Source organism: Microbacterium rhizosphaerae (assembly GCF_034120055.1).
GTDB classification, from domain to species: Bacteria; Actinomycetota; Actinomycetes; order Actinomycetales; family Microbacteriaceae; genus Microbacterium; species Microbacterium rhizosphaerae.
The window spans coordinates 1928822-1949966 of the sequence record NZ_CP139368.1; the positions used below are offsets into that span (position 1 = coordinate 1928822).

The 21145-nt window shown below is 65.5% G+C and carries 17 protein-coding genes and 1 pseudogene; 12 read left to right on the forward strand and 6 right to left on the reverse strand.

Features of this window, described 5'->3' with window-relative positions; genetic code table 11:
* Window positions 1–287: 287 nt before the first annotated feature.
* The 7 genes from SM116_RS08530 (at window position 288) to SM116_RS08560 (ending at window position 9230) form a co-directional block, all read left to right on the forward strand.
* Complete coding sequence (locus SM116_RS08530; RefSeq protein ID WP_320944138.1) at window positions 288–923, forward strand: helix-turn-helix domain-containing protein; 636 nt, start codon at window positions 288–290, stop codon at window positions 921–923.
* A gap of 91 nt (window positions 924–1014) precedes the next feature.
* The gene (locus SM116_RS08535) at window positions 1015–1530 is read left to right on the forward strand and encodes a hypothetical protein (RefSeq protein ID WP_320944010.1); all 516 of its coding nucleotides are present in this window, start codon (window positions 1015–1017) and stop codon (window positions 1528–1530) included.
* Window positions 1530–2486 carry a hypothetical protein gene (locus SM116_RS08540; RefSeq protein ID WP_320944011.1) on the forward strand — a complete coding sequence of 319 codons (957 nt, stop codon included), beginning with the start codon at window positions 1530–1532 and terminating at the stop codon, window positions 2484–2486. Before SM116_RS08535 ends, SM116_RS08540 begins: the two co-directional genes overlap by 1 nt.
* Before the next feature lie 113 nt (window positions 2487–2599).
* Window positions 2600–3610, forward strand: coding sequence for an alpha/beta hydrolase family protein (locus SM116_RS08545; protein ID WP_320944012.1), 1011 nt, complete (start codon window positions 2600–2602; stop codon window positions 3608–3610).
* 194 nt (window positions 3611–3804) lie between these two features.
* Complete coding sequence (locus tag SM116_RS08550; RefSeq protein ID WP_425563274.1) at window positions 3805–4887, forward strand: IS110 family RNA-guided transposase; 1083 nt, start codon at window positions 3805–3807, stop codon at window positions 4885–4887.
* Window positions 4888–5243: 356 nt separating this feature from the next.
* Window positions 5244–8705, forward strand: coding sequence for a MobF family relaxase (mobF, locus tag SM116_RS08555; protein ID WP_486348216.1), 3462 nt, complete (start codon window positions 5244–5246; stop codon window positions 8703–8705).
* Between the two features lie 135 nt (window positions 8706–8840).
* The gene (locus SM116_RS08560; protein ID WP_320944014.1) at window positions 8841–9230 is read left to right on the forward strand and encodes a sulfate permease; all 390 of its coding nucleotides are present in this window, start codon (window positions 8841–8843) and stop codon (window positions 9228–9230) included.
* A 71-nt stretch (window positions 9231–9301) separates the two neighbouring features.
* On the opposite strand, the gene SM116_RS08565 is transcribed toward SM116_RS08560, so the two are convergent.
* Both SM116_RS08565 and SM116_RS08570 read right to left on the reverse strand, forming a co-directional pair.
* Entirely contained in the window at window positions 9302–10288 is a 987-nt protein-coding gene (locus SM116_RS08565) for an ATP-dependent DNA ligase (RefSeq protein WP_320944015.1), read from the reverse strand.
* Window positions 10289–11201: 913 nt separating this feature from the next.
* Window positions 11202–11663, reverse strand: a complete 462-nt coding sequence (locus SM116_RS08570) for a sulfite exporter TauE/SafE family protein (protein ID WP_320944140.1) — start codon at window positions 11661–11663, stop codon at window positions 11202–11204.
* 65 nt (window positions 11664–11728) lie between these two features.
* On the opposite strand from SM116_RS08570, the gene SM116_RS08575 reads away from it, so the two are divergent.
* Both SM116_RS08575 and SM116_RS08580 read left to right on the forward strand, forming a co-directional pair.
* Window positions 11729–13699, forward strand: coding sequence for a glycoside hydrolase family 2 TIM barrel-domain containing protein (locus tag SM116_RS08575; protein ID WP_320944016.1), 1971 nt, complete (start codon window positions 11729–11731; stop codon window positions 13697–13699).
* A 624-nt stretch (window positions 13700–14323) separates the two neighbouring features.
* Window positions 14324–14527: pseudogene (locus tag SM116_RS08580) on the forward strand (SMR family transporter); the annotation flags it as partial.
* 107 nt (window positions 14528–14634) lie between these two features.
* Here SM116_RS08580 and SM116_RS08585 read toward each other — a convergent pair.
* Window positions 14635–16323, reverse strand: a complete 1689-nt coding sequence (locus SM116_RS08585; protein WP_320944017.1) for an ATP-dependent helicase — start codon at window positions 16321–16323, stop codon at window positions 14635–14637.
* A complete protein-coding gene (locus SM116_RS08590) occupies window positions 16320–17927 on the reverse strand; it encodes an ATP-dependent nuclease (protein ID WP_320944018.1) in 1608 nt (535 codons plus the stop codon). Before SM116_RS08590 ends, SM116_RS08585 begins: the two co-directional genes overlap by 4 nt.
* A gap of 288 nt (window positions 17928–18215) precedes the next feature.
* Between SM116_RS08590 and SM116_RS08595 the strand changes: the two genes are divergently transcribed.
* Both SM116_RS08595 and SM116_RS08600 read left to right on the forward strand, forming a co-directional pair.
* On the forward strand, window positions 18216–18422 hold the full coding sequence (locus tag SM116_RS08595; protein WP_320944019.1) for a hypothetical protein: 207 nt from the start codon (window positions 18216–18218) through the stop codon (window positions 18420–18422).
* Between the two features lie 67 nt (window positions 18423–18489).
* The gene (locus SM116_RS08600; RefSeq protein WP_320944020.1) at window positions 18490–18981 is read left to right on the forward strand and encodes a DUF3846 domain-containing protein; all 492 of its coding nucleotides are present in this window, start codon (window positions 18490–18492) and stop codon (window positions 18979–18981) included.
* Window positions 18982–19109: 128 nt separating this feature from the next.
* Here SM116_RS08600 and SM116_RS08605 read toward each other — a convergent pair whose 3' ends face one another.
* Window positions 19110–19568, reverse strand: a complete 459-nt coding sequence (locus tag SM116_RS08605) for a hypothetical protein (protein WP_320944021.1) — start codon at window positions 19566–19568, stop codon at window positions 19110–19112.
* Between the two features lie 103 nt (window positions 19569–19671).
* Window positions 19672–19959 carry a hypothetical protein gene (locus SM116_RS08610; protein WP_320944022.1) on the reverse strand — a complete coding sequence of 96 codons (288 nt, stop codon included), beginning with the start codon at window positions 19957–19959 and terminating at the stop codon, window positions 19672–19674.
* A 530-nt stretch (window positions 19960–20489) separates the two neighbouring features.
* Between SM116_RS08610 and SM116_RS08615 the strand changes: the two genes are divergently transcribed.
* Window positions 20490–21098 carry a hypothetical protein gene (locus SM116_RS08615; RefSeq protein WP_320944023.1) on the forward strand — a complete coding sequence of 203 codons (609 nt, stop codon included), beginning with the start codon at window positions 20490–20492 and terminating at the stop codon, window positions 21096–21098.
* Window positions 21099–21145: the final 47 nt, after the last annotated feature.

The following is a 21145-nucleotide window of genomic DNA, read 5'->3' on the forward strand; positions in this document are numbered from 1 at the left end:
GAGGCGCATCGCGAGACCGCACCGCCGATTGCGGGGTCATCAGAACGCGACGTGCAAGACTCAGCGCGGGACGCTAGTCGGGCGCGCCTTGGTCGACCGCGACGGTCGACGAACTGCTTGGCTGAGGTTGTGCCGCTCCGCTCTTCACCTCCTCGCTTGAGCGTGATTGCGTACTTAGAACATGATACTCTTGCGTGTGCGCGAATAGACAAGAGATTTGTGAGCTTCAGCGGCGATAATCTGTCAACGTGGGGAGACGCTCGCTCGGTGAGGCCGGTGCCTGGTCAATGGACCTGGTCCGAGCAGTGGCGACACTTCGCGATGCTGCGGGCATGACCAACCAGGAGCTCATTGAGCGCACCGGTATGTCGTCCAGCTACTACTACGCGCGGATGCGAGGCAGTGCTCCGTTTGATGCGAATGACATTGAGAACCTGGCTCTCGCGCTTGGGACACACCCACACGAGATCTCTCGTGTCGCCGCGTCTCTCAGCCCAGACGATGACATTGAGCCCATCGTGGAAACGCGCCCCTGCGAGCTCGGTCGCCGACTTACTGCCATCGCCCACGCGCCTCGCGTTGATGGAACCGCGTTCGACGCCGATGGGCTGATCGTGAAGCTCGCGGAGCGGGGAATCTCCCTGGATGTCGCGGACTGGTCAGCCCTTCTCGACGGGACCGCCGGTCCTTCCGTTCGAGCTCGGTTGCTCGAGGCCGTCTGCGACTACGCCGGAATCCCTGCGGCATACCTTCTGGACCTCGATGACGGCGGTGCCGCCGAGGTGGCCGAGGCTAACCTCGAATTCCGCGAGGCGCTGCGGAGCTCAGGAGCGGATTCGATGTCCGCCCGCGCCGTCGGCGAGGTTTCTCCGGCGGCTCTTCGCGCAATCGCGCAGACTCTTCGATCGATCTCTGCGCGGTGAGACAGACGCTCCCGCTCGACTGCGCAGGCGCGTAGAGTGGAGGGAAGTCGAGCGATCGCATCGCAGGCGGTGCGGTCAGAGGTGAACTGCCATGACCTACACCGCGTCTCGCAACCAGCGTGAGCTCCGCAGCCGTGCAGAGACTCAGCTCGAACGCCTGAAGCTTCCCTCGGACCCCGAGCTCACCGATATCGTGCGCCAAGTCGCGCTCGCGAGCGGTAAGCGGATCGACGTCGAGCCAGTGGGCGACAAGGACTGGGAGAACATCACGGGGCTGGTGTTGCTGACGTCCGACTCCGCCAAGATCCTGGTCCGGAAGTCAGACCCGCGGTGGTACCAGTTCCACACTGTGCTGCACGAGTTGTCCCACGTGGCGTTCGGGCACACCGGCTGCGCGACGCTTCCGGTATTGCACCCTGGGCAGCAGCATGTTCGTGCGGGGCAAACGGTACTCGCGCGGGGGATCGTGACGCCCGACTTCGAGGCCGACCTCGACTTCAGCGATTCTGGCCTCGTGATGGAAGCGGAGGCGGAGAAGCTGTCGCAGATGCTGTCACGGCTGGTGCTGCGCCCGCGTCACGGACGCGACGAGGCGGTGTTCGGCTGATGCAATTCCGAATCGAGACCGTCGCATTCTTCGCACTGCTCGTGCTCACCCTTTTGCGGCTCCCCTCCGCGGTCCGTGAACCATCGAGCCGATTGACCTGGCTCGCTACGATCACTGGACTGGGAGCCATCTTCATGGTCGGTGTCGTTGTTCCGATTGCAACTGTCGACGGTTGGCTGGGTGGCTCGAACTTCGTCAACCTCGTTCAGAACCTCTTAGCGACGACGGCGTTCTGGTTCGTCATGCAGGCATCGCGCACTCTGGACGGCACCCGATTCAACGGGCGGAGCCTATGGGAGCTGCCGGCAATGTTCGTGTCCTTCACGATCCCGTTCCTCTTGATCGCTCATCGCGGTCCCACGTCTGGCGACTTCGTGAGGGAGACTGCCGGCCAGGTGGGCTTGTGGGCGTACGCGTCGATCTACATGGCCTGGGTGATCGTCATCATGATCCGGATGCTGCGCGGAATCCATGGCCGGACGCCTCGCCCGTACATACTCATTCGGGTCGGGGCTTGGGCGATCCTTCTCGCGAGCCTCATTGAGATCGTCTACCTCACGCTCCGAGTCACGCGGCAGGATCGGACGGCTCCTGTGGAGTTGGTCGGCAACCTGTTCACGTTCCCGTTCTACGGGGGAGTCCTGCTCGTGTGCGCGGGCATCATCGCGTTCGCGGTCGCTCGCGCGAGTCGTCGGCCGATGCATGCGGCCCTCGGCCGACTCCTGAAGCGAGCGAACGTCGGTCGGGGGATGACGCTCGCCGCCATACCCGACGAGGATCCCGTACACGAGGCATATCGGCTCGCGGTACGTCTCACCGACATCGCGAACAGCCAGCCTCTGAGCAAGAGCGAGCGAGTCCTCCTGCGGGCGACGGCCGAGATGCTGGATCGTCAGATGAGAGCGCCTACGGTCGTCAGGATGACGAGCGCGGAGGAGAAGGTAGTCGCCGAATGATTCCTGTGATTGTCGCTGCAGCCGTCCTCGTCGTGCTGCTACTGCCCGTCGGATGGCTCATCCGGAAGCTCGCCCTCCGCGTCGTGGGAGTTGCACCTCGGCGAAAGGTGATCGTGGCCCGCCGCATCGGCGAGACTGTCGAATTGCCTCAGAGCGCACTCACGAGCGCTGCCGGAACTTATGGGCTGTGGTTTGGCGATAGCTTCGAGCACCACGCGCTCATCGGCGCCGTTGAGCGCACCGGCGAGCAGCGTGTGATTCGTCGGCTACTGAGCGCAACCGTCTCGGTGCCGACGGAACCATTCGAGGCGCAGTGGACCGGCCACGTTATGCACAGTCCGTCGGAGATCGACGCGAAATGGGAGGACGTCACGGTGCCTCTCCGCGACGGCACCGCTGCGCCCGCATGGCTGTTCCGTTCCGCGGACTCGGGCGCGGCGTGGGTCATCCACGTGCAGGGAATCCGAACCTCCCGGCTTGTGACCCTCCGCTCCGTCGAGGCAGCCGAGCGCGCTGGTCACACCTCGCTCGTGATTACGTACAGAGGGGCCGGCGACGGGCCGGCCACCGCCGTGTCCTCCCTTGGTCAGCACGAGTGGAGCGATCTGGCCGACGCGGTTGAGTTCGCTCGGTCGCATGGTGCGCCCGAGGTGTACGTCGTCGCATGGTCGATGGGTGCAGGAATCGCGCTCGAGCTGCTGCGCAGAGATCCGAAAGCCTTCGAGCGACTCGCGCTGGTGGCCCCGGCGACGAACTGGAGACGCATCGTGCGACGCGGCGTCGATCGCGCCGGCATGCCCGGTTTCGTGGCTCCGATTGTGACCTGGGCCTTGGGATCCGCAGTCGGCAGCAGGGTGATCGGGATGCCGGCCCCACTCGACTTCGACCGCCTGGACTGGAGCAACGGGTTCAGCGTAGAAATCCCAACCCTTGTCTTGCACTCCAAAGGAGACGAGGAGATCCCGTTCGAGCTCACCGAGGAATTCGCGGTCGCGCACCCGAACGTGACCCTGGTGGAAACCAAGAGCGCTCCCCACGGATGGGAAGCGAATGTCGACCCCGAGTTGTTCCAGTCGACCCTCACATCCTGGCTCTCCGCTCGCAGCCCCCATTCGCACCAATAGTCGCCGGCATCATCGAGTTGGCCCCCAGCAACATCGGTTGCAGACATCGCCGCCTCGTCTGACCTCGCCTCTAGACGGTATGTAGTGGCCGCCTTCTGGTGAGGGGGTCGCGGGACGGGGCCTCGCTCACAAAGCTCGTGGGTTACCGGGCGGAGGTGGTCCGCCCGGCCTATCCGACAGTTGTGGGAGGCCCCGTGTTCACTGAGCGTACGAGTGTTGGGCTGGATGTGCACGCCCGTTCCGTCGCGGCGGCGGCGATCGATGGTGTGACGGGCGAGTTGTTCCAGACGAAGCTGCCGCCGGGCAACGACCGGATTCTCGAGTGGGTGCGTGGGGTGCCGGGCCCTGTCGCGGTCGCGTACGAGGCCGGGCCGACGGGGTTCGGACTGCACCGGACGCTGACGGCGGCCGGGGTGCGGTGCGTGGTCGCGGCGCCGTCGAAGTTGCAGCGCCCGTCTGGGGATCGGGTGAAGACCGACGCCCGCGACGCGGTGCATCTGGCGCGGTTGCTGCGGTTGGACGAGATCACGCCGGTCTCGATCCCGACCGCTGATCAGGAGGCTGCGCGGGATCTGGTGCGGGCACGGGAGGACTGCCGCGGGGATCTGATGCGTGCCCGGCACCGGGTGAGCAAGCTGCTGCTACGGCACGGGCTCGTCTATGACGGCGGCGCGGCGTGGACGGGCAAACATGACCGGTGGCTCACCCAGCAGCATCTGGCCGGCGCCGCGTCACGGGCCGCGTTGGACGCCGGGTACGAGACGGTGCTGCAGGCCAAGGCGCGACGGGACCGGCTGGATCGGGCGATCACAGACCTCGCTGCGGACAGCGAGTTCACCCCGGTCGTGCGTCGGCTGGGTTGTCTGCGCGGGGTGAGTACGCTGACCGGGTTCGCGCTGGCGGTCGAGATCGGCGATTGGGCACGGTTCACCGGCAACAGCATCGGCTCGTTCGTCGGGCTGGTCCCCTCCGAGTTCTCCTCCGGGCAGTCCCGCGTGCAGGGGCCGATCACCAAGACCGGCAACGGGCACGCCCGCCGGCTGCTCGTCGAAGCCGCCTGGCACCACCAGCCGCAGTATCGGGTCGGCGCCGTCCTGCGCGCCCGGTGGGAACTCGCGTCCGCAGCCGCGAGAGCTCGCGGGGATCTGGGGAACCGGCGGTTGCATGACCGGTGGGTGCGGTTCGGGCAGCGCCGCAAACGACACACGATCGCGAACATCGCCGTCGCCCGCGAACTGGCCGGCTGGTGCTGGTCCCTGGCCGTCATGGACGACTGATCCACACAGCCGCTTCGCGACCCGACCACCGGTGGCAGCGCGAGGAGCGACCCGCGACTGTTCTATGAGCAGCCAGCCCTGCGGCCGGCGACGCTCGTTCCTAGACACGCGGTCCCACTCCTGCCGAAGAACCGTCCTGCGGTAACCAACCCGCGAATATCAGACTGACCGCGCGTCGAAGACACGCTCACCGGACAGCCCCGACCCGCGAAGCAAGAGGCGCCGCCCGGGCACCAACCCGGACGGCGCCTCGCCATGCCCCCTTGACAGGGCACCACTACATATCAGAACGAAGCCGCCACGCCTCTTGCAGATCGAGGATGCGCACCTCCTCCGTGAGTGACGGGGGTGTGGCGGTGACGGTTTCGATGCGGGTGATGAGTGCGGGCGACGGCTACAAGTACCTGCTCCGTACCGTCGTGGCGGGTGATGGAGCACGCTCACTGTCCACGCCGTTGACGCGGTACTACAACGAGGAGGGGACACCGCCCGGACGCTGGATCGGCAGCGGTGTGTCTTCCTTGAGCAGCAGCCTCCACGTAGGCGACATCGTTACGGAGTCGCAGCTGCAGCTCCTCATCGGGATGGGGCGTCATCCCCTCAGCGGCGAGCCGCTCGGTCGCGCCTATCCCCACTATGGCAGCGACCCGAAGGACGAGGGCGCGGCTTCTCGTCAGCGCGCGGTTGCTGGGTACGATTTCACCTTCTCGATTCCCAAGTCCGCGAGCGTGCTGTGGGGGATTGCGGATGCACGCGTGCAGGAGATCATCGTGGGGGCGCATCACCGCGCGGTCGCGCATGTCGTTGCGTACATGGAGCGGGAGGTTGCGGCGACGCGCACCGGTGCAACCGCGGGCGACGGGGCTGTTGCACAGGTCGCCGTGACGGGTCTCATCGCCACGGCCTTCGACCACTTCGACAGCCGCGCGGGTGATCCGCACCTGCACACGCATGTCGTGGTGAGCAACAAGGTGCAGACCGCGCTGGACGGGAAGTGGCGCTCGCTCGACGGTCGCCCGCTGCACGCGGCGGTCGTCGCGTTGTCGGAGTTGCACGAAGCGATCTTCACCGACGAACTCACCCGTGCGCTGGGCGTGTCGTGGGAGCCACGCGAGCGGGGTCGCGATCGGAACCCGGCCTGGGCGATCACCGGCATCCCTGACGTGCTCGTCGCCCACTTCTCGACCCGCTCGCACGCGATCAACGACGAAACCGACCGGCTCATCGCCGCATTCATGGGCTCGCATGGTCATCGCCCCAGCCCGGCCACCGTCATGAAGCTGCGCGCGCAAGCAACGCTCGCCACGCGCCCGGAGAAGCAGGTCCACTCGCTCGGTGAGCTCACCGCGGGATGGCGTCAGCGCGCCAGCGTGCTCCTCGGCCAGGACGCGACGACCTGGGCTCGCGCCCTCACGGCGCGACACGGATCCCGAATCCCACCGCTCCGCGCCGCCGACCTCTCGCCCGCATTGATCGCCCGCCTCGGCGGGACGGTCGTTGCCGCGGTGGCGGAGAAGCGGTCCACGTGGCGGCACTGGAATCTCGTCGCCGAAGCCGCACGTCAGACCATGCCGATGCGGTTCGCCTCCGCATCCGACCGCGAAACAGCCGTAGAGCTCTTCGCCCAAGCAGCCGAGAAGGCCTCCCTGCGGCTGTCTCCGCCGGAGATCGCGGAGAGCCCCAGCGAGTTCCAGCGCCCGGACGGGTCCTCGGTGTTCCGTGCCCGGCGAAGCGCCGTCTTCACCGCCAGCATGCTGCTCGAGGCCGAAAGTCGTCTGATCGCACGCTCTCGTGACACATCCGCCCCGCGTCTGACGATGCCGCCGCAACCCCGTCGGCAGGGCGGGAACACGCTGTCGCTGGATCAGGCGGTGGCGCTGGAGAAGATCGCCGCCTCGGGACGGACCGTGGATGCCCTGGTCGGGGCAGCAGGCACCGGGAAGACCTCCGCGATGCGCGCACTGCGCGATGCGTGGGAGTCGACGTACGGTCGCGGGTCGGTCGTGGGTCTGGCGCCTTCTGCCGGCGCCGCGCACGTCCTCGCCGAAGACCTCGGCATCCCGACCGAGAACACAGCCAAGTGGTGGACGACTCACCTGACACGGGGCGTGTCGTTCGCTGCGAGGCAACTGGTGATCATCGACGAAGCGTCGCTGGCCGGAACACTTTCGCTGGATCGCGTCTCAAGCGTTGCCGCGGAGGCCGGCGCGAAGGTGCTTCTGGTCGGCGACCACGCGCAACTGCAGGCCGTCGATGCGGGCGGCGCGTTCGCGCTGCTCGCACACGATCGTGACGACGTCCCCGAACTGGTGGATGTGCACCGGTTCCTGCAGTCCTGGGAGAAGAACGCATCCGTCCGGCTTCGCGATGGGGATACCGACGTCATCGAGGAATACGCCAACCACGGCCGCGTCGTGGAGGGCGAGTCGGACGCGATGATCGACGCCGCCTACCGGGCCTGGCGCCGGGATGTCGGTGCAGGCAGGGCGAGCATCCTCGTCGCCGATTCGAACGAGGCCGTCACCGCGCTGAACGTGCGCGCCCGAGCCGAGCGCCTCCTCGACGGCGATGTTGCAGGGGCCATCGAGGTGTCCTTGCATGAAGGCACCGCAGCAGCGGTGGGTGACATCATTCTGACCCGCCGCAACGACCGCACCCTGCGGGCCGGTCGGTCCTGGGTCCGAAACGGCGACCGATGGACCGTCCTCAATGTGCTGAAAGATGGAGGAATGCTGGTGCGCCGCGCCGATCGCCGGGGGAGCGCGGCAGTCATGTTGCCGGCGGGGTACGTCGCGGAGCACGTCGATCTCGGGTACGCGATCACAGCCCATCGAGCCCAGGGGATCACCACCGACACCGCACACGTACTCGTACACAGCGGGATGACGCGAGAGAGCCTCTACGTCGCGATGACCCGCGGACGCGTAGCCAACACCGCGTACGTCGCCGTCGACCGCCCCGAGGACACGCATTCCCGGCCGCATCCCGGCGAACCGCGCGGCGCCACGGCGGCGACGGTTCTCCACGGCGTGCTGCAGCACGTGGGCGCGGAGCTTTCCGCACACGAGACCATGGCCGCCGAACAAGACCGTTGGGGGTCCATCGCCCAACTCGCCGCCGAGTACGAGACGATCGCCGCTGCCGCGCAACACGACCGTTGGGTGTCCCTGATCCAGAGATCGGGGCTGACGACGGCGGAGGCTGCACGCGTCGTCGCCTCGGACGCGTTCGGTCCGCTGACGGCCGCACTCCGGCGCGCCGAAGCATGCCATCACGACGTCGAGCTCCTGTTCCGTGCCCTCGTCAGGACCAGGAGCCTGGACGACGCCGTGGATATCGCGGCGGTGCTCGAGTCGCGGCTGGACAAGGCCCTCGCTCGCGGAACTACGCCGCACGGGGGGAGGGGCGCGCCGCGCTTGATTGTCGGACTCATCCCGGAGTCGCTCGGTCCGATGACATCGGAGATGCAGCGCACCCTGGACGAACGCCGCGTGCTCATGGAGCGACGCGCTCAACGACTCGTGGAGCAGGCGATGGGGAATGGGGACACCTGGATCTCAGCTCTTGGTGCCGTACCCGAGCGACCGGCCTCCGCCGCGTGGAGGCGCCAAGCGCGAGTCGTTGCCGCGTATCGGGACCGATACGCAGTCAGCGGAAGAAGCGCGCTGGGCTCTGCGCCGACCACGACAGCCCAGGAGCGCGATGCCACGCAGGCACGCGCGGCGCTTGACGCGGCGCGGCGGCTGGCCCGCAATGATCGCGACGAAGCCCGATGGACGCGGCGGAGCGCTCGCGAATTGGCCGTGCCCGGGAGGTAGGCCTTTCGGATGTCGTCGCCCCGTTCTACTCTGGCCACAGGCAATCTCATGCGCACCGTCGCTCCCGCGACGGCTTGACGGCCGTCCGGCTCGTCCTCCCAGGTTCTCGTTGCCGAACTCATGGAGGGCAGCCGCATGTTCGCATTGATCTGGATGCTCAGCATCCGTCTCCGCTCGTTTCTGCGTCGGTTCATGCCGACCAATATCCTCCTCGCGGCGATCTTCACTCGGCGAGGACTGAAGTGGGGGATGCTGACGGCGCCCCTCGCCATCCTGTACCTCGTTGGTGCGGCACTTTGCGCGGGCTTGGTGCGCGAGGGCGCCCCCGGGTGGATCAACCTCCTCGTTCTGCTCTTCCTCTGGAACGCGGCGAAGTTCGCCTTCGCTGGTCCACTTAGCCTCGTATGGCTGATTCGGGTGCGGACTCTTGAAGGCCGCGCCCGCCGCATAGTGCGCCTGCCGGTTGCAAGCGATCGCGCGGTGCTGGAACGCATTACTCGGTCGCAGGCCCGGGTTCTTCACTGAAGATCACCGTGCCGCACGGGGCGATTTCGTTCACCTCTCATTCGGGCCGGACTTCAAATGCGGAGCTTGGGTCATTCGCGGGTGAAGTCCGGTACGGGGAGGTCGGGTCTGAGGCGTTGGAAACGAACGGTGTGGCGGAATGCTTCGGCGGTTCGGGCGGCGTCGGCGGAGACTTCCGCGATCACCGGTTCGACGAGGGTCATGATCGTCGGGTCGCCGCCGGCTCGGAACCGGCCCAGGGCGGCTTGGGACAACTGAGTCGGCCAAGGGTGGGGTCGAGAGGGCGGGGCAAGCAGTGACCCGAGGGTGTGAGCCTGCCCGTGGTTCAGCGGTGCTGACTGGCCGGTGACGCGCAGCCGGCCGTCGAGTACCGCACCGACCACGATAGAAGCAGGCTCGCGGATCGTGCCGATTACCGCACCGAGCACGACATCGACCGTCTCACGGCGCTTCACCTTCACCCAGAGGCGCTCACCCGGCCGGTAGGGCTGGGCTCCGCCCTTGACCACGAGCCCCTCGATCCCCGCCGCCGCCATGTCTGCCGACCAAGCTTCTGCCTCAGCGCGGTCGGTGGTCATGGGGGAGAGCAGGATAGGAGGGGCCGCGGCGTCGAGGGTTTCGACGAGCAGTTCTCGCCGGTCGTCGAATCGCAGGCGGCGGGCGTCCAGGCCGTCGAGGGCGAGCACGTCGAACAGGACGAGGTGGGCGGGCAGCTCGCGCGCCAGGCTTCGCGCCCGCCGGGCGCCGGAGCTGAGCCGCTTCAGCAGCGCATCGAACGCGAGGCGTTCGTCCCGCCAGATGACGAGCTCCCCGTCGAAGATCGACTGAAGCGGCAGCTGATCGCGGGCCGCGGCGACGATCTCCGGGAAGATCCCCGTCAGGTCCGTCCCTCGGCGGGACCACATCGACGTGACCGCGTCGCACACGATCGTCACCCGGAACCCGTCCCACTTCGGTTCGAATCGGCAACCGCCGGGCAAAGCGGTCTCGGCGGGGATCGCATCAGCCGCCCGCGCGAGGACCACCTCAGGCGGGAATCGGATGCTGGCCGGGATCACGCCATCCACGGTAGGCGCGGCGTCGAACGCGGGGTAGGGCGCCACCCGTCTGCAACTCAGAGCGATCCCCAAACGAGCATTGCATGGCCGCCGGGCCAGTCCCGTGGGACTCACCCCGTAGGACTTGACCTGCGGCGAGTGCAGACATTATGGAACCCGTGGATACTGACGCGCGGGCGGAATGGCTGTCGAACCAGTCGATTGGACGGGTGCAACTTGCTCAGGAGCGGTCAAACGCTTTGGTGGCTCACATCAGCCGCTGGCGGAAGCCCGACTCCATGAAGACGAGCCTGCACCGCAAGGAGGCGCCCGAGTGCGGCTGGGTATGTCGAAGTGGATGCGGTTGACCCGCCTCCGCGGCTCGAGCAGTGGGGTGTGCAGTTAGGCGAGATTGCGCACCACTTGCGCAGCATACTGAACACCTCTCTCCACCGGATTGTGAAAGCCGACGGCGGAACCCCAGCGACGTCGAGGTCGACGGGTCTGCGGCCGCGTGATCCGCGCCGCTTGCGGTGACCATTCTGGTCGTCGGGTTCGGGATCACCGCCTAGATCCCTCTTGAGCAAAGCGTGCGCCGCATACTCCTTGATTGACGTCACCGAAGCCAAATTGGTGACGGGGCTGTTCGATTGGAACGGAATCCGCCTTCCCGCCGGTGCGTCACCGCAATGCTGTGGGCACTCACTGCTCTATCCGGCCTCCCGGTGCAATCGTCGGTTGCCGATGACCGTGCCTGCGACGCCCGGCCTTCTGGCGACGAGGCGCCATGGGCGGGACGGACTGGCTCGTACCTGACCGCGGAGCGGTCACGTGCGAGACCAAGCGGATATCGGTCGTCGTGGCACGGACGCAAATGACCCTCACTACAGCACTTCCCGCGGAACGATCGGCGTAAGAGCTGTAGCGAGGGCCCTCACGGCACGAGCAGGTAGGCGGCACCGAGGATCGTGAGGATGAGCACGATGCGGTCGAACAGCAGCTGATGGATGCGGGGGATCATCCATCTGCCGATGAGTGCGCCGACCACGACCAGGGGAACGAGGACCGCATCCAGAAGCAGGACCGGCCCTGTGATGAGCCCGAGTCCGATGAGGATCGGGAGCTTCACGATGTTGACGATGGCGAAGAACCACGCGGCCGTGCCGAGGAAGACCTTCACCGGCGTCCGCATCGCGAGGAGATACATCGACATGACGGGACCGCCTGCGTTCGCGACGGTGGTGGTGAATCCGCCGAGGGTGCCGTAGCTGATCGTCGCCACGACGTTGGTGTGCGTGATCGCCTCGGTGGATGCGGAGCGCCTGCGCCACAGCGTGATCGCGACCATCGCGAGCAGGATGATGCCGATCACTGGCTTGACGATCGCGTTACACAGGCTCCGGCATTTATCGACCCGTCTGGCTCGAGTCGCGCCCCCGCACGCGGATCTCCGATGACGGCGTGCGGCTTGTCACGACATCGATCCACCCGGACGCCGTTATCGAGTTCGAGGTCCTCACGACCGGAGTGGGCAAACAGCTCCGAGTGGAGATCGAGTACTCCGACGCGGCGGGCCTCGCGGGGGTCGGACGAGCCGACGTGTCGATCGCCAGGGCACGCGGACAGCTCAGCATTGCTTCTCCCAAACTGTGGTCCGCCGAGCGGCCTCACCTGTACGACGTAGCCGTCAGACTGTTCGACGGGAACATGCTGATCGAGGACCAGCGTCTTCGCAGCGGCATTCGCACGGTCGCGGTCGACCCGACAAATGGTCTGCGGGTCAACGGCGAAAAGGTGCTCCTTCGTGGTGCATGCGTCCACCACGACAACGGGGTGCTCGGCGCCGCCACTCACCGCGACGCCGAGCGACGTCGGGCACGTCTGTTGAAGAGCACCGGCTTCAACGCGATTCGTTCCTCCCACAACCCGCTCTCGCGCGCGTTTCTGGACGCCTGCGACGAGTTCGGGCTTTACGTCCTCGATGAACTCACCGACGTGTGGTACCAGCACAAGACTCCCTACGATGGCGCAGCCGACTTCGACACCGCATGGCGAGACGATGCACGCGCAATGATCGCCGAGGACCGAAATCGCCCCAGCGTGATCATGTACTCGATCGGGCACGAAATCGGCGAGACGTCGACGCCGCGCGGGATCGCGCTCACCACAACAATGAACGACTTCTTCCACGAACTGGACCCGACACGACCCACGACAGCGGCGATCAACTTCCTGCTGAACTGGATGCTGGCGTCCAGGGGCGCATCGCCTTTCCAAGGTGAATCAACCGAAGTCGAAGTCGCCGAGAAGAAGTCCTCCACGGCGGCCAACGCGCTCGCGGCACAGATCGGCAGCATGATGAAGCTGATCGCTCGACTCCCCAAAGCCGACAAGGCCACACGCGATGCTCTCGCCGCCACCGACATCGCTGGTTACAACTATGCCTACTCTCGCTACCGCGGCGACCGCCGCCGCTACCCCGGTCGGATCATCCTCGGCACCGAGTCATTCCCTGGCGACCTTCCCGCCATCTGGAAGCAGGTGCAATCCGTCCCCGGAGTGATCGGTGACTTCATCTGGACCGGGTGGGACTACCTCGGCGAAGTGGGACTCGGATACTGGTCATACGGTGACGAACCAGTCACCACAAGCAAACGGTTCCCCGGCGTGCTTTCCGGATCCGGTGTGCTCGACATCACAGGGCTCCCCAACGCAGCGGCGCTGCTCGCTCAAGCCGTGTGGGGCACACTAAGCGCCCCGGCGATCGCCGTCCGACCGCTCGACCGCGCCGGGCAACGTATCGGCAAGACCCCATGGCGCAGCACGGATGCGATCCCGAGCTGGTCGTGGCGCGGGATCTCTGGCAAGGCCGAAATCGAGGTCTACTCAGACGACGACCAGGTCGAATTGCTCCTGAACGGGCGGTCGCTTGGCAGGAAGCGCGCCGGCCGTCGAGCAGGGTTCGTTGCCCGGTTCTCGGTGTCATACGAGCCCGGCACGCTCGAAGCAGTCGGCTTCCGCCGCGGGCGAGAAGTGAGCAGATCCAGCCTCAGTTCCGCCCGCACCCCCCGGCTTCGCCTCCGAGCTGAGGAGACGGTCGCCCCCGGCGTCGACGAGCTCGCATTCGTCTGGGTCGAGCTCGCGGACGACCAGGGCATCGTTGAGTCCAACGCGATCGACGTCGCCGCGCTGGAGGTCAGTGGCGGTGCGGAATTGGTCGGCTTCGGCAGCGCCTCGCCGACAACCACCGAGACGTTCGGCGCAACTCAACACCAGACATATCGAGGACGAGCGCTGGCCGTACTGCGTGGAACAGGCGCAGCCGGACCCGTACAGGTTGTCGCGCGAAGCACCTCGCACGGGGACGCGGAGCTCGAGCTCGAGCCAGCGGCGGTGCCCGTTACTGTTGGAACGGGCATCGTTGCGGCCTGAAGCAGTGATCGGCAATTCGGTCGACCTGCCCTCCCGAGTTCAGAGGCTGGTATCGCGCGGGAAGGGACACCGCGTGTATGGGGAAGCCGCGGACCCGTCGATCGTGAGGTTCCGCGAACGGCTCTACCTCTTCGCTTCGATGTCCGCCGGCTTCTGGCATACGCAGGCCTGCAGCCAGTCCAGTCAGCGCGGACAGCACGTCGGTGTAGCGCTCCGGGACGCGGATTGCCATGACCGTCCGGTCTCCGACCGGCTCGACCTTGAACTCGAAGAATGAGCAGCAGTCGGTTTCGCGTGCTGCCAGACTCCGTGCCATCGCGAGCATGCCACCGGGCATCATGACGACAGCCTCGGTCAGCGACACCCGGCGGACGTCGCCCACGGCTGTGGCGAACGGTCTGTGAACTCCGCGATACGCAATGGCCGCTCGACGGTCGGCAACGTGCACACCTCGAGCTGCCTGAGAAGATCCGCCGACTGGCCCACGAAACCAAAGCTAGACCTGTGCTTGACGGTTGCAACCCGGATCCCCATGCGGGCGGCGAACGGAAGCGGGACCGTCGCGTGCGATCGCGATGGCCCTGACCGCCTCGCTGGGTTCGAGCACACCCGACAACGTCAACCGTGCTCGGCGCCTTTCAAGCGGGCCGGGCATCGTCTATCGGCTTGTTCTACGCAGTCGCGCTCCCGCTGCTGACGCTGGCGCATATTGAGGGAATGCCAATCGGGATTGCCTACGGCGTGTGGGCGACATCGGGCGTCGCGCTGACGGCGATCGGAGCGCGCATCCTATTCAGGGATCCGCTGACCCGACTCACGACTATCGGCATCGGCCTCATCGGCATCGGAGTCATCCTGATTGACATGAGAACACCGCGCACTAGGCCCGCGGGTTCTCGAAGTCCTGCGTCATGGAGGCACCAAAGCCGGGACAGTCAGCGGCCTGCGACGGCCACCCAATCTGCGGCCTTGAACCACTCAACCAAACCCGCGGCATCCGTGAGCTGGGCCCGAAGTTCTGCCGTGAGGAACCGCGACGGATCCTTCGACCAGACGGTGCCGCTCAGCGCGGGAACGGCAGTCGCGTGACTCAGCACCAGACCGTGACGGGCACGGGACATAATGACGGAGAGCACCCGCGCCTCTTCGAGGAGGGCCTCCGGAGTCTTCGCCTCGAAGAACGGCACATTACCGTCCTCGACACCGATCGCGAACACCCAATCGAACTGCTGGCCCTTGCCAGCGTGCCCAGAGAGAAGGTGAACGCCGGGACGGGTGAGCAGAGTGGAGTTGTCGCCAACCCGAACTCGCTTGGCGATATCAGTGGGAGCGAGCCCCTGAGTGAGAAGTTCCAGCACCCAGCCAAGCGCATCAGCGAGCGCGAGTCGGTCGGCAGGATCCTGGAGCTCGTGGAAGTCGGCCAGGTCGCGCAGAGCTTCAATGGGATCCTTCGACGTGAGCACCGCTGCGCTGTCGACGTTCGCAAGCGTGGACCGAACGCGACGAGCCGTCTCGGTGTCGAGGACGCCGTCGTCCCAGCGATGCACCTCGAACCCTGGCTCCGCAGCGAGAGCAGCATCGGCGAATCGCCGGCGGGAGCCGATACGAGAGATCACACCGATCCGCTGACCGGGTGCGCGCGACAGGATCGCCTTCGCTGCCTTCACAAGCCACTCGGCCTCGCTGTCCGCAGATTGGTGGTGAACTTCGGCGGCGATCCCGCCAGAAGGCCAGGTATTCGGCGCAGCACACGTGAGTTCGGAGCCGAGAGTGAGTGGGGTGAGCGCGTTGACAGCCGCAAGCACCGCGGGCGAGGAGCGGTGCGACTCGGTCAGCTCAATCACCGTGGCGACCTCGTCCACGATCGCGGCATGAATCTCCTCCGGCTTTGCACCGGTGAATCCGTAGATGCCTTGGGCGAGGTCGCCCGCATACGTGGTGCGACCAGCCCCGATTCGATTGATCATGCGGAGCTGCTGCGGAGTGAGGTCCTGGAACTCGTCCACCGCGACAGCCGCGAAGTGGGCGCTGTACAGACCGGCGACCGCGTCGTTGGCCAGGATCAGCTCGGCCATCCGAGGGAGGTCGTCGTAGGTCAGTTGCTGGTCCTTGATGCGGAGACGTTCCACCTCGATCGCATCCCGGTTGCCTACAGCCTCAAGGCGCCGCATCACCTCGTCGTCATCGACCATGTCCTGCTTCGCCTGGCGAAGCGCCTTGTCGACGGCCGAGATCTGGCCATAGATCAGCCCCATACGCTGGCACTGCTCCTTAACCCAATCGTTCTCCGGAAGCTCCCACCCGGGGTCGAGTCCGATCGCCGCGGCATGGGAGCGGTAGAGACGCGCGGCCAATCCGTGGAAGTTGATCACGGTGACCTTGTCGCGGAGCTCGGCCGCAGTCAGATAACTGCGGAGGCGCTCGCGAATGTTGTCCTTTGCGCGGTTTGAGAAGGTCGCGACAAGAATGCGACGCGGGCCGGCGGCGACACCACGACGAATCATGCCCTGAACCCGGAGAGCGAGCGCCTCGCTCTTCCCGCACCCGGCGGGTGCCACGACAAGCAGGCCGAGATCAGGGGTGTCGCGAACCTGCAGCTGGAGAGCGGTGGGCTCAAGGCTCACAGCGCGGCTTCGATCTGCGCGAGCATTCCCTCGATGCTGGTAACGGCGCGAGCCTCAGTCTCGCCCATGAGAGTCACAGCTACAAGCGCGGACTGCACCTTCTTCGTGCGGCAGAACGTAGCCACATCGGCATCCGTGAAGGTTGCGCCCGGCCCAGAAGCCTTAAGGAACACGATCTCGTTTGGCTTGAAAAGAGTGGATGCCTGGAGCGCAGTCGCGAGCGCGCCTGCTCCGATAGCACGGACGTACTCATCCTCGAGATCGAGGCGTGAGACCCACACGAAGTTGGTGTTGAGATCAGCCACGGCGACACCGAGGCGCTTGGCGACTTTCTTCTCAGCATCCTCGTCAATCAGCATCGAGACGGGGACATCGAAGCCGCCCTTGCCGAAGAGGGTGTCGATGGCTCCCATGTCCCCGAATCCGTTGGCTTCGAGGAGCGAGACGCCGAGACGGTCGAGCGTGCGGTCGGTGAGCTCTGCGGCCCGCTCGACGATGATGCGGTCGGCCAGGCCTTCGACGGCGATCACTCGAGCTGCGGTGAGCGGCTCAAGGCGGTCACGCACCCACCATCGGACCGTGGTGCGCTCGTCCTGCGAAAGGAACCCAGCGTTCGGCTGAACGATCCGGCCGCCAGGGCGCACCAGCACGATTGAGTCTGAGTCAAATGCGCCGACGATGTCTGGCGAGTGTGTGGCGAGGATCTTCTGACTGCCACTGGCTTTCAGGAGGCGCGCCAGGCTGCGCTGGCTGGTGGGGTGAAGGTGAATCTCGGGCTCGTCGATACCCACCACGTTGGCGCCGGAGCTGGTCAGGTCGTAGAGCGCGATGGCGTAGAGCGCGCGCGTTCCGTCCGACTGAGCCGCCAGGTCGCGAAGGGCGCCGTCCTTCTGCACCTGCAGCCGAACGTCGCTCAGCGCGTCCTTATCTGCGCTCGATCCAGGGACGAACGCGAGATCCTTCGTTTTGACCTTGTTCGGGAGAGCCTTGGTCAGCTGGGAGGCGAGGTCCTGGCGGACCTGCTTGAGGACCTTCGAGTCGGCAAGTGTGTCGGTCAGAGTCTCGACGGCCTTGTCAAAGTCAGCCTGCTCGGCGCCAAGTTCGACCGCCGCGAGAAGATCCGTGAGGGCGGAGCGACGGTCGCTTCGGAGCTCCCGCGACTGCGATGTCGCGCCGAGGAATCGCCAGCCAATCGTCTCGAGCTGCACTCGCGACAATTGGCGACGAGTGCCAGATCCAACCGCAATGCGCTCGATGCTCAGTGTGTCTTCAGAGTCGACGGAGGCGCTCAGTCGGACGGTCATCGTCGACGGGCCGCCGTTCGGATCCGCGTTGATCTCGTCAGGGAACGCGGCCTCCTCGTCCTTGGAGAAGTCAACGAGCGTGACCTCAATGACGAGATCCTGGTTCGCGTCCCTGAAGTCCTCGCTCGTGATCTGTGCGTAAAGCTGTGCCGCGGAGGCTCCGAGCGCGAGCTGAAGGCAGCGGAGTACCGAGCTCTTGCCGACGTCATTCGCACCGACAAGAACGAGGTGCTCGCGCACCTCAATCTCGACGTCCGTCAGCCGGTTGTGGTTATCGATGCGCAGCTTGCTCAGTCGCATGGTGCCGTGATTCTCCCCTTGGCGAGCCAGTGTGCCCAGACCGCATCGCGCGGCTCTTCGGCCAATTGTTGTAGGCGTCCCTAGTGATGAGGACAGGGCTCGCCGAGGCAAGCGGCGAGTGGTTGTGAGATGGACATCAGCGCGCCATTCAAGAGGCCGGCGTGAGCCCTCGGGCTCAGTGCGTGCTCCGTGAGCAACTGCTTCGTCGTGGCGACAAGCCCGATGAAAACAAGGGTGCCGCGCGCAACCTGCCGCACGGCGCGGCCGTTTCGAGCATGATCAGAGACCATGGCAATCGACGCGATTCACCGGATCAGCTCGATAGGTTACACGCGCGCCGACTGGGCACCCGACAGCCTACTTGCGCTTTCGCTTTGGCATCGTGAAGAGGAACGCTGCCTCGCGGCGTTGGTTCAATCGCTCCCCGATGGCGGGGCTGATTGCCCCGACCAGTCCGAGTGCCGCACCCGCGAAACCTGCCACACCACCCGCTGAGCCCACGACCAGACCCATGCCGCCAGCGATGACCGGCACGGTGAGAGCAAAGCTGCGATACGTTCCCATGCGCTTGTTCGACGAGCCCGTCGAGTTGCGTGAGTTCTCTAGCCTCGAGGACTACCAGGCCGCCGTGGGGGGCTGGATCGAGCCGGTCGACCTGCTCGACCTGGGCACCACCGTCTACATCAACGAGGAAGGGCTGTTGCGGCAGTTGCCGTTCAACAGCCGCGCCACGTTCCTGTGGTGGTATCACGTGCCCGAAGCGCGGCAGCGAGCGATGTTAGCTGGCGACGCCGTCCTGGTCGGGTTGCCGGATAGCAACGGTGACAGCACCGATCTGCCGGGGAGCGTCAGCGAGACGCTTGCTGGCTCTGGCACCTGGCGCGTCGAGGTGCGAACGGTCGGCGACCCAAAGTGGTACGGCAACCAAGCGACCTACGTCGACTACTTCGAAGCGCTGGTCTGGGCCATGCTCACCCTCGAGCGGTGGACCGCTGCCGAAGACGTCCGCGTCGTCCCTGTGCTCCCCGACGAACTACCTCAACCCGCCGCCTGAGCGAACTCGGGTGCGGCGGCGACCCAAGCCTTGATCCGCTTCGTGCGCTCGGGGTGAGGGTCGCCGCCTTCGCATTTTCGGGAGGACCCTGGCCTAGTGCCCTTCCGCGGGCAGGCCCGCTGGTGGCGTTACTTGCTAAGGAGAGACGTTAGGAACACCGTGACCACGCCGCCGATTCCGAGAACCAGGACTACAGCCTTCAGAACTCCAACCCCGTCGCTGCCCACTACGAACACCGGTGCGATCTCGCCAACTTGCAAGGCAATGTTTATTCCAGCGGCGATGAGTGCCAATACCAGTCCAACAAGGGTGATCACCCCCGCAGTAGTTTGGAATAGCCAGCGCATCCGAGCCGCAAATGCCGTAGTCTTTTCCGCGAAACCGTTAATCTGTTGTCTATCCGGCAAGTCAAACGTGTCGGGCGTGACAAAAACTTCGTCGCCTTCACCGAACCCTCGGGGTTCTGCCTTCAGCGATACCTTCTCTCTTCGGCCGTCAACGGTGAGAACGACTCGGTCCTTGGGTCCGAACATGCTGCCCAATTGGGAATTAACCGGGAAGCGTGCGACACCCTTCTTCGCGGTCATGGACGAGGCCTTAATTTTGCACTGCAGTCTTGTCGTTTCAGGGGCGGGCGCTGGTCCTTGGCCAGTCGCTGGCGTACCATCGCTTGCGAGTGTTGCCTTGTTGTCATGCATAGGATTCACCGGCTAACATTGGAACCAGCGAACGGATTTCCGGAGAAATCTGTGAGTGCGGGATTTCGAGCAACATGGCGAGGGCAATCGCCGCCATGAGGAGATCGGTGCGCCTTTCGTCACCGTCGACCTTGATAGCCGCGCGCTGCCGAACGCCTTCGATCCTGCGTAGGCCGTCATCGAACCATTCGCGGTTGTAGGCTGGTCGACGCGCTAGAAACGCGGCGACAGTGGCAAAAGTCCGCCGTCTCCGACGTGCGTTCCTGAGCTCGGCGTTCACGCCACCGCCGCCACCGCCGCCATCGGGATCTCGATTCCCTCCACGATGCGCCCCGGGAATCGCGCTCCTCGTGAGTAGGTTCTGATCGCATTCTATGCAGATGAACAACGCTTCTGCTACGTCACGTTGGCCATGCTGATTGCACGTCAACGCGCCACATGACCTGCATGCCGCAACAGGATCTGACGCGGCAGTGGAAGGGATACTTGCGCACTTGTGAAGGCAGGAAAGACACTGGCTCATGGCCAATGCGCTATCACCTGAGGTCACCCGTGTCAAGGGCACGTTCCGATGGCGAGCCGCAAGTAGGTAGGCCCGCTGATCGGCCTGGGTAGTCTGCGGAAACCTCGCCGGACCCTTTGTAGAGTCCGCCAATAGGTGTAGCAGCCGACGCGACGTCCTTGGCGAAAGAAGTTCGTCTGCGCACGTTGTTCTCACGGCAATGCATGCCGATATGCTGAGCGGCCAGGGTGTGCTGATCCGACAGGGGCTCTAGTCGGAAGGCGCTGGGGAGTGCATAGGGGGAATGCATGCGCGCAACAACTGCGGTGATCCTCGCGGCCGGAATCTTGCTTCTGAGCGGGTGCGCTGCGCAAGCGAATGCGACACAACAAGCCCCCGGCAACGATATGCCGACCGGTCCCGGTGCCTCGGCGGCTGCAAGCCAACTGCCGAGTGTCGCAGCCGCGCCTGCGTCCGGCACGGATGCGCAGCATGTGTGGGAGGTCTGCTACAAGCCGGATTCGTCGGCAGATGAGGTTACGGCGAACCTAAATCTCACGAATGAGATTCTGACAGCCTTCCCCACGGAGTGGACGCAGAACGTGCCCGTTCCGACTGGAGCCAACGACGGTGTGTGCCACCAGCACGTCAACACCGCGGGCACCGGCGGTGTCAAGGACGTGTGGTGGCTGCATTTCACCGACCTGCACGCCGGATATGCCGCGGCGACCGCTTGGGACGCGCAATTGAAAGCGGCTGGTGCCCAAGCGGCGTGTCAGCCAGGCTTCGGCCTCGATCAGGGCGCGGACGCTATATACAGCTGCTCATACGCTCTGCCGACGGGGTACCAGGCGCAGATCAGCCATCACACCTCGAGCTCCGGCGTAGACCTTCAGATCCAGCCACCGCTGTCGTGAATGGACTTCGATCCCGACGGTGCGCATTGGTTCCATCTTCCGATCGA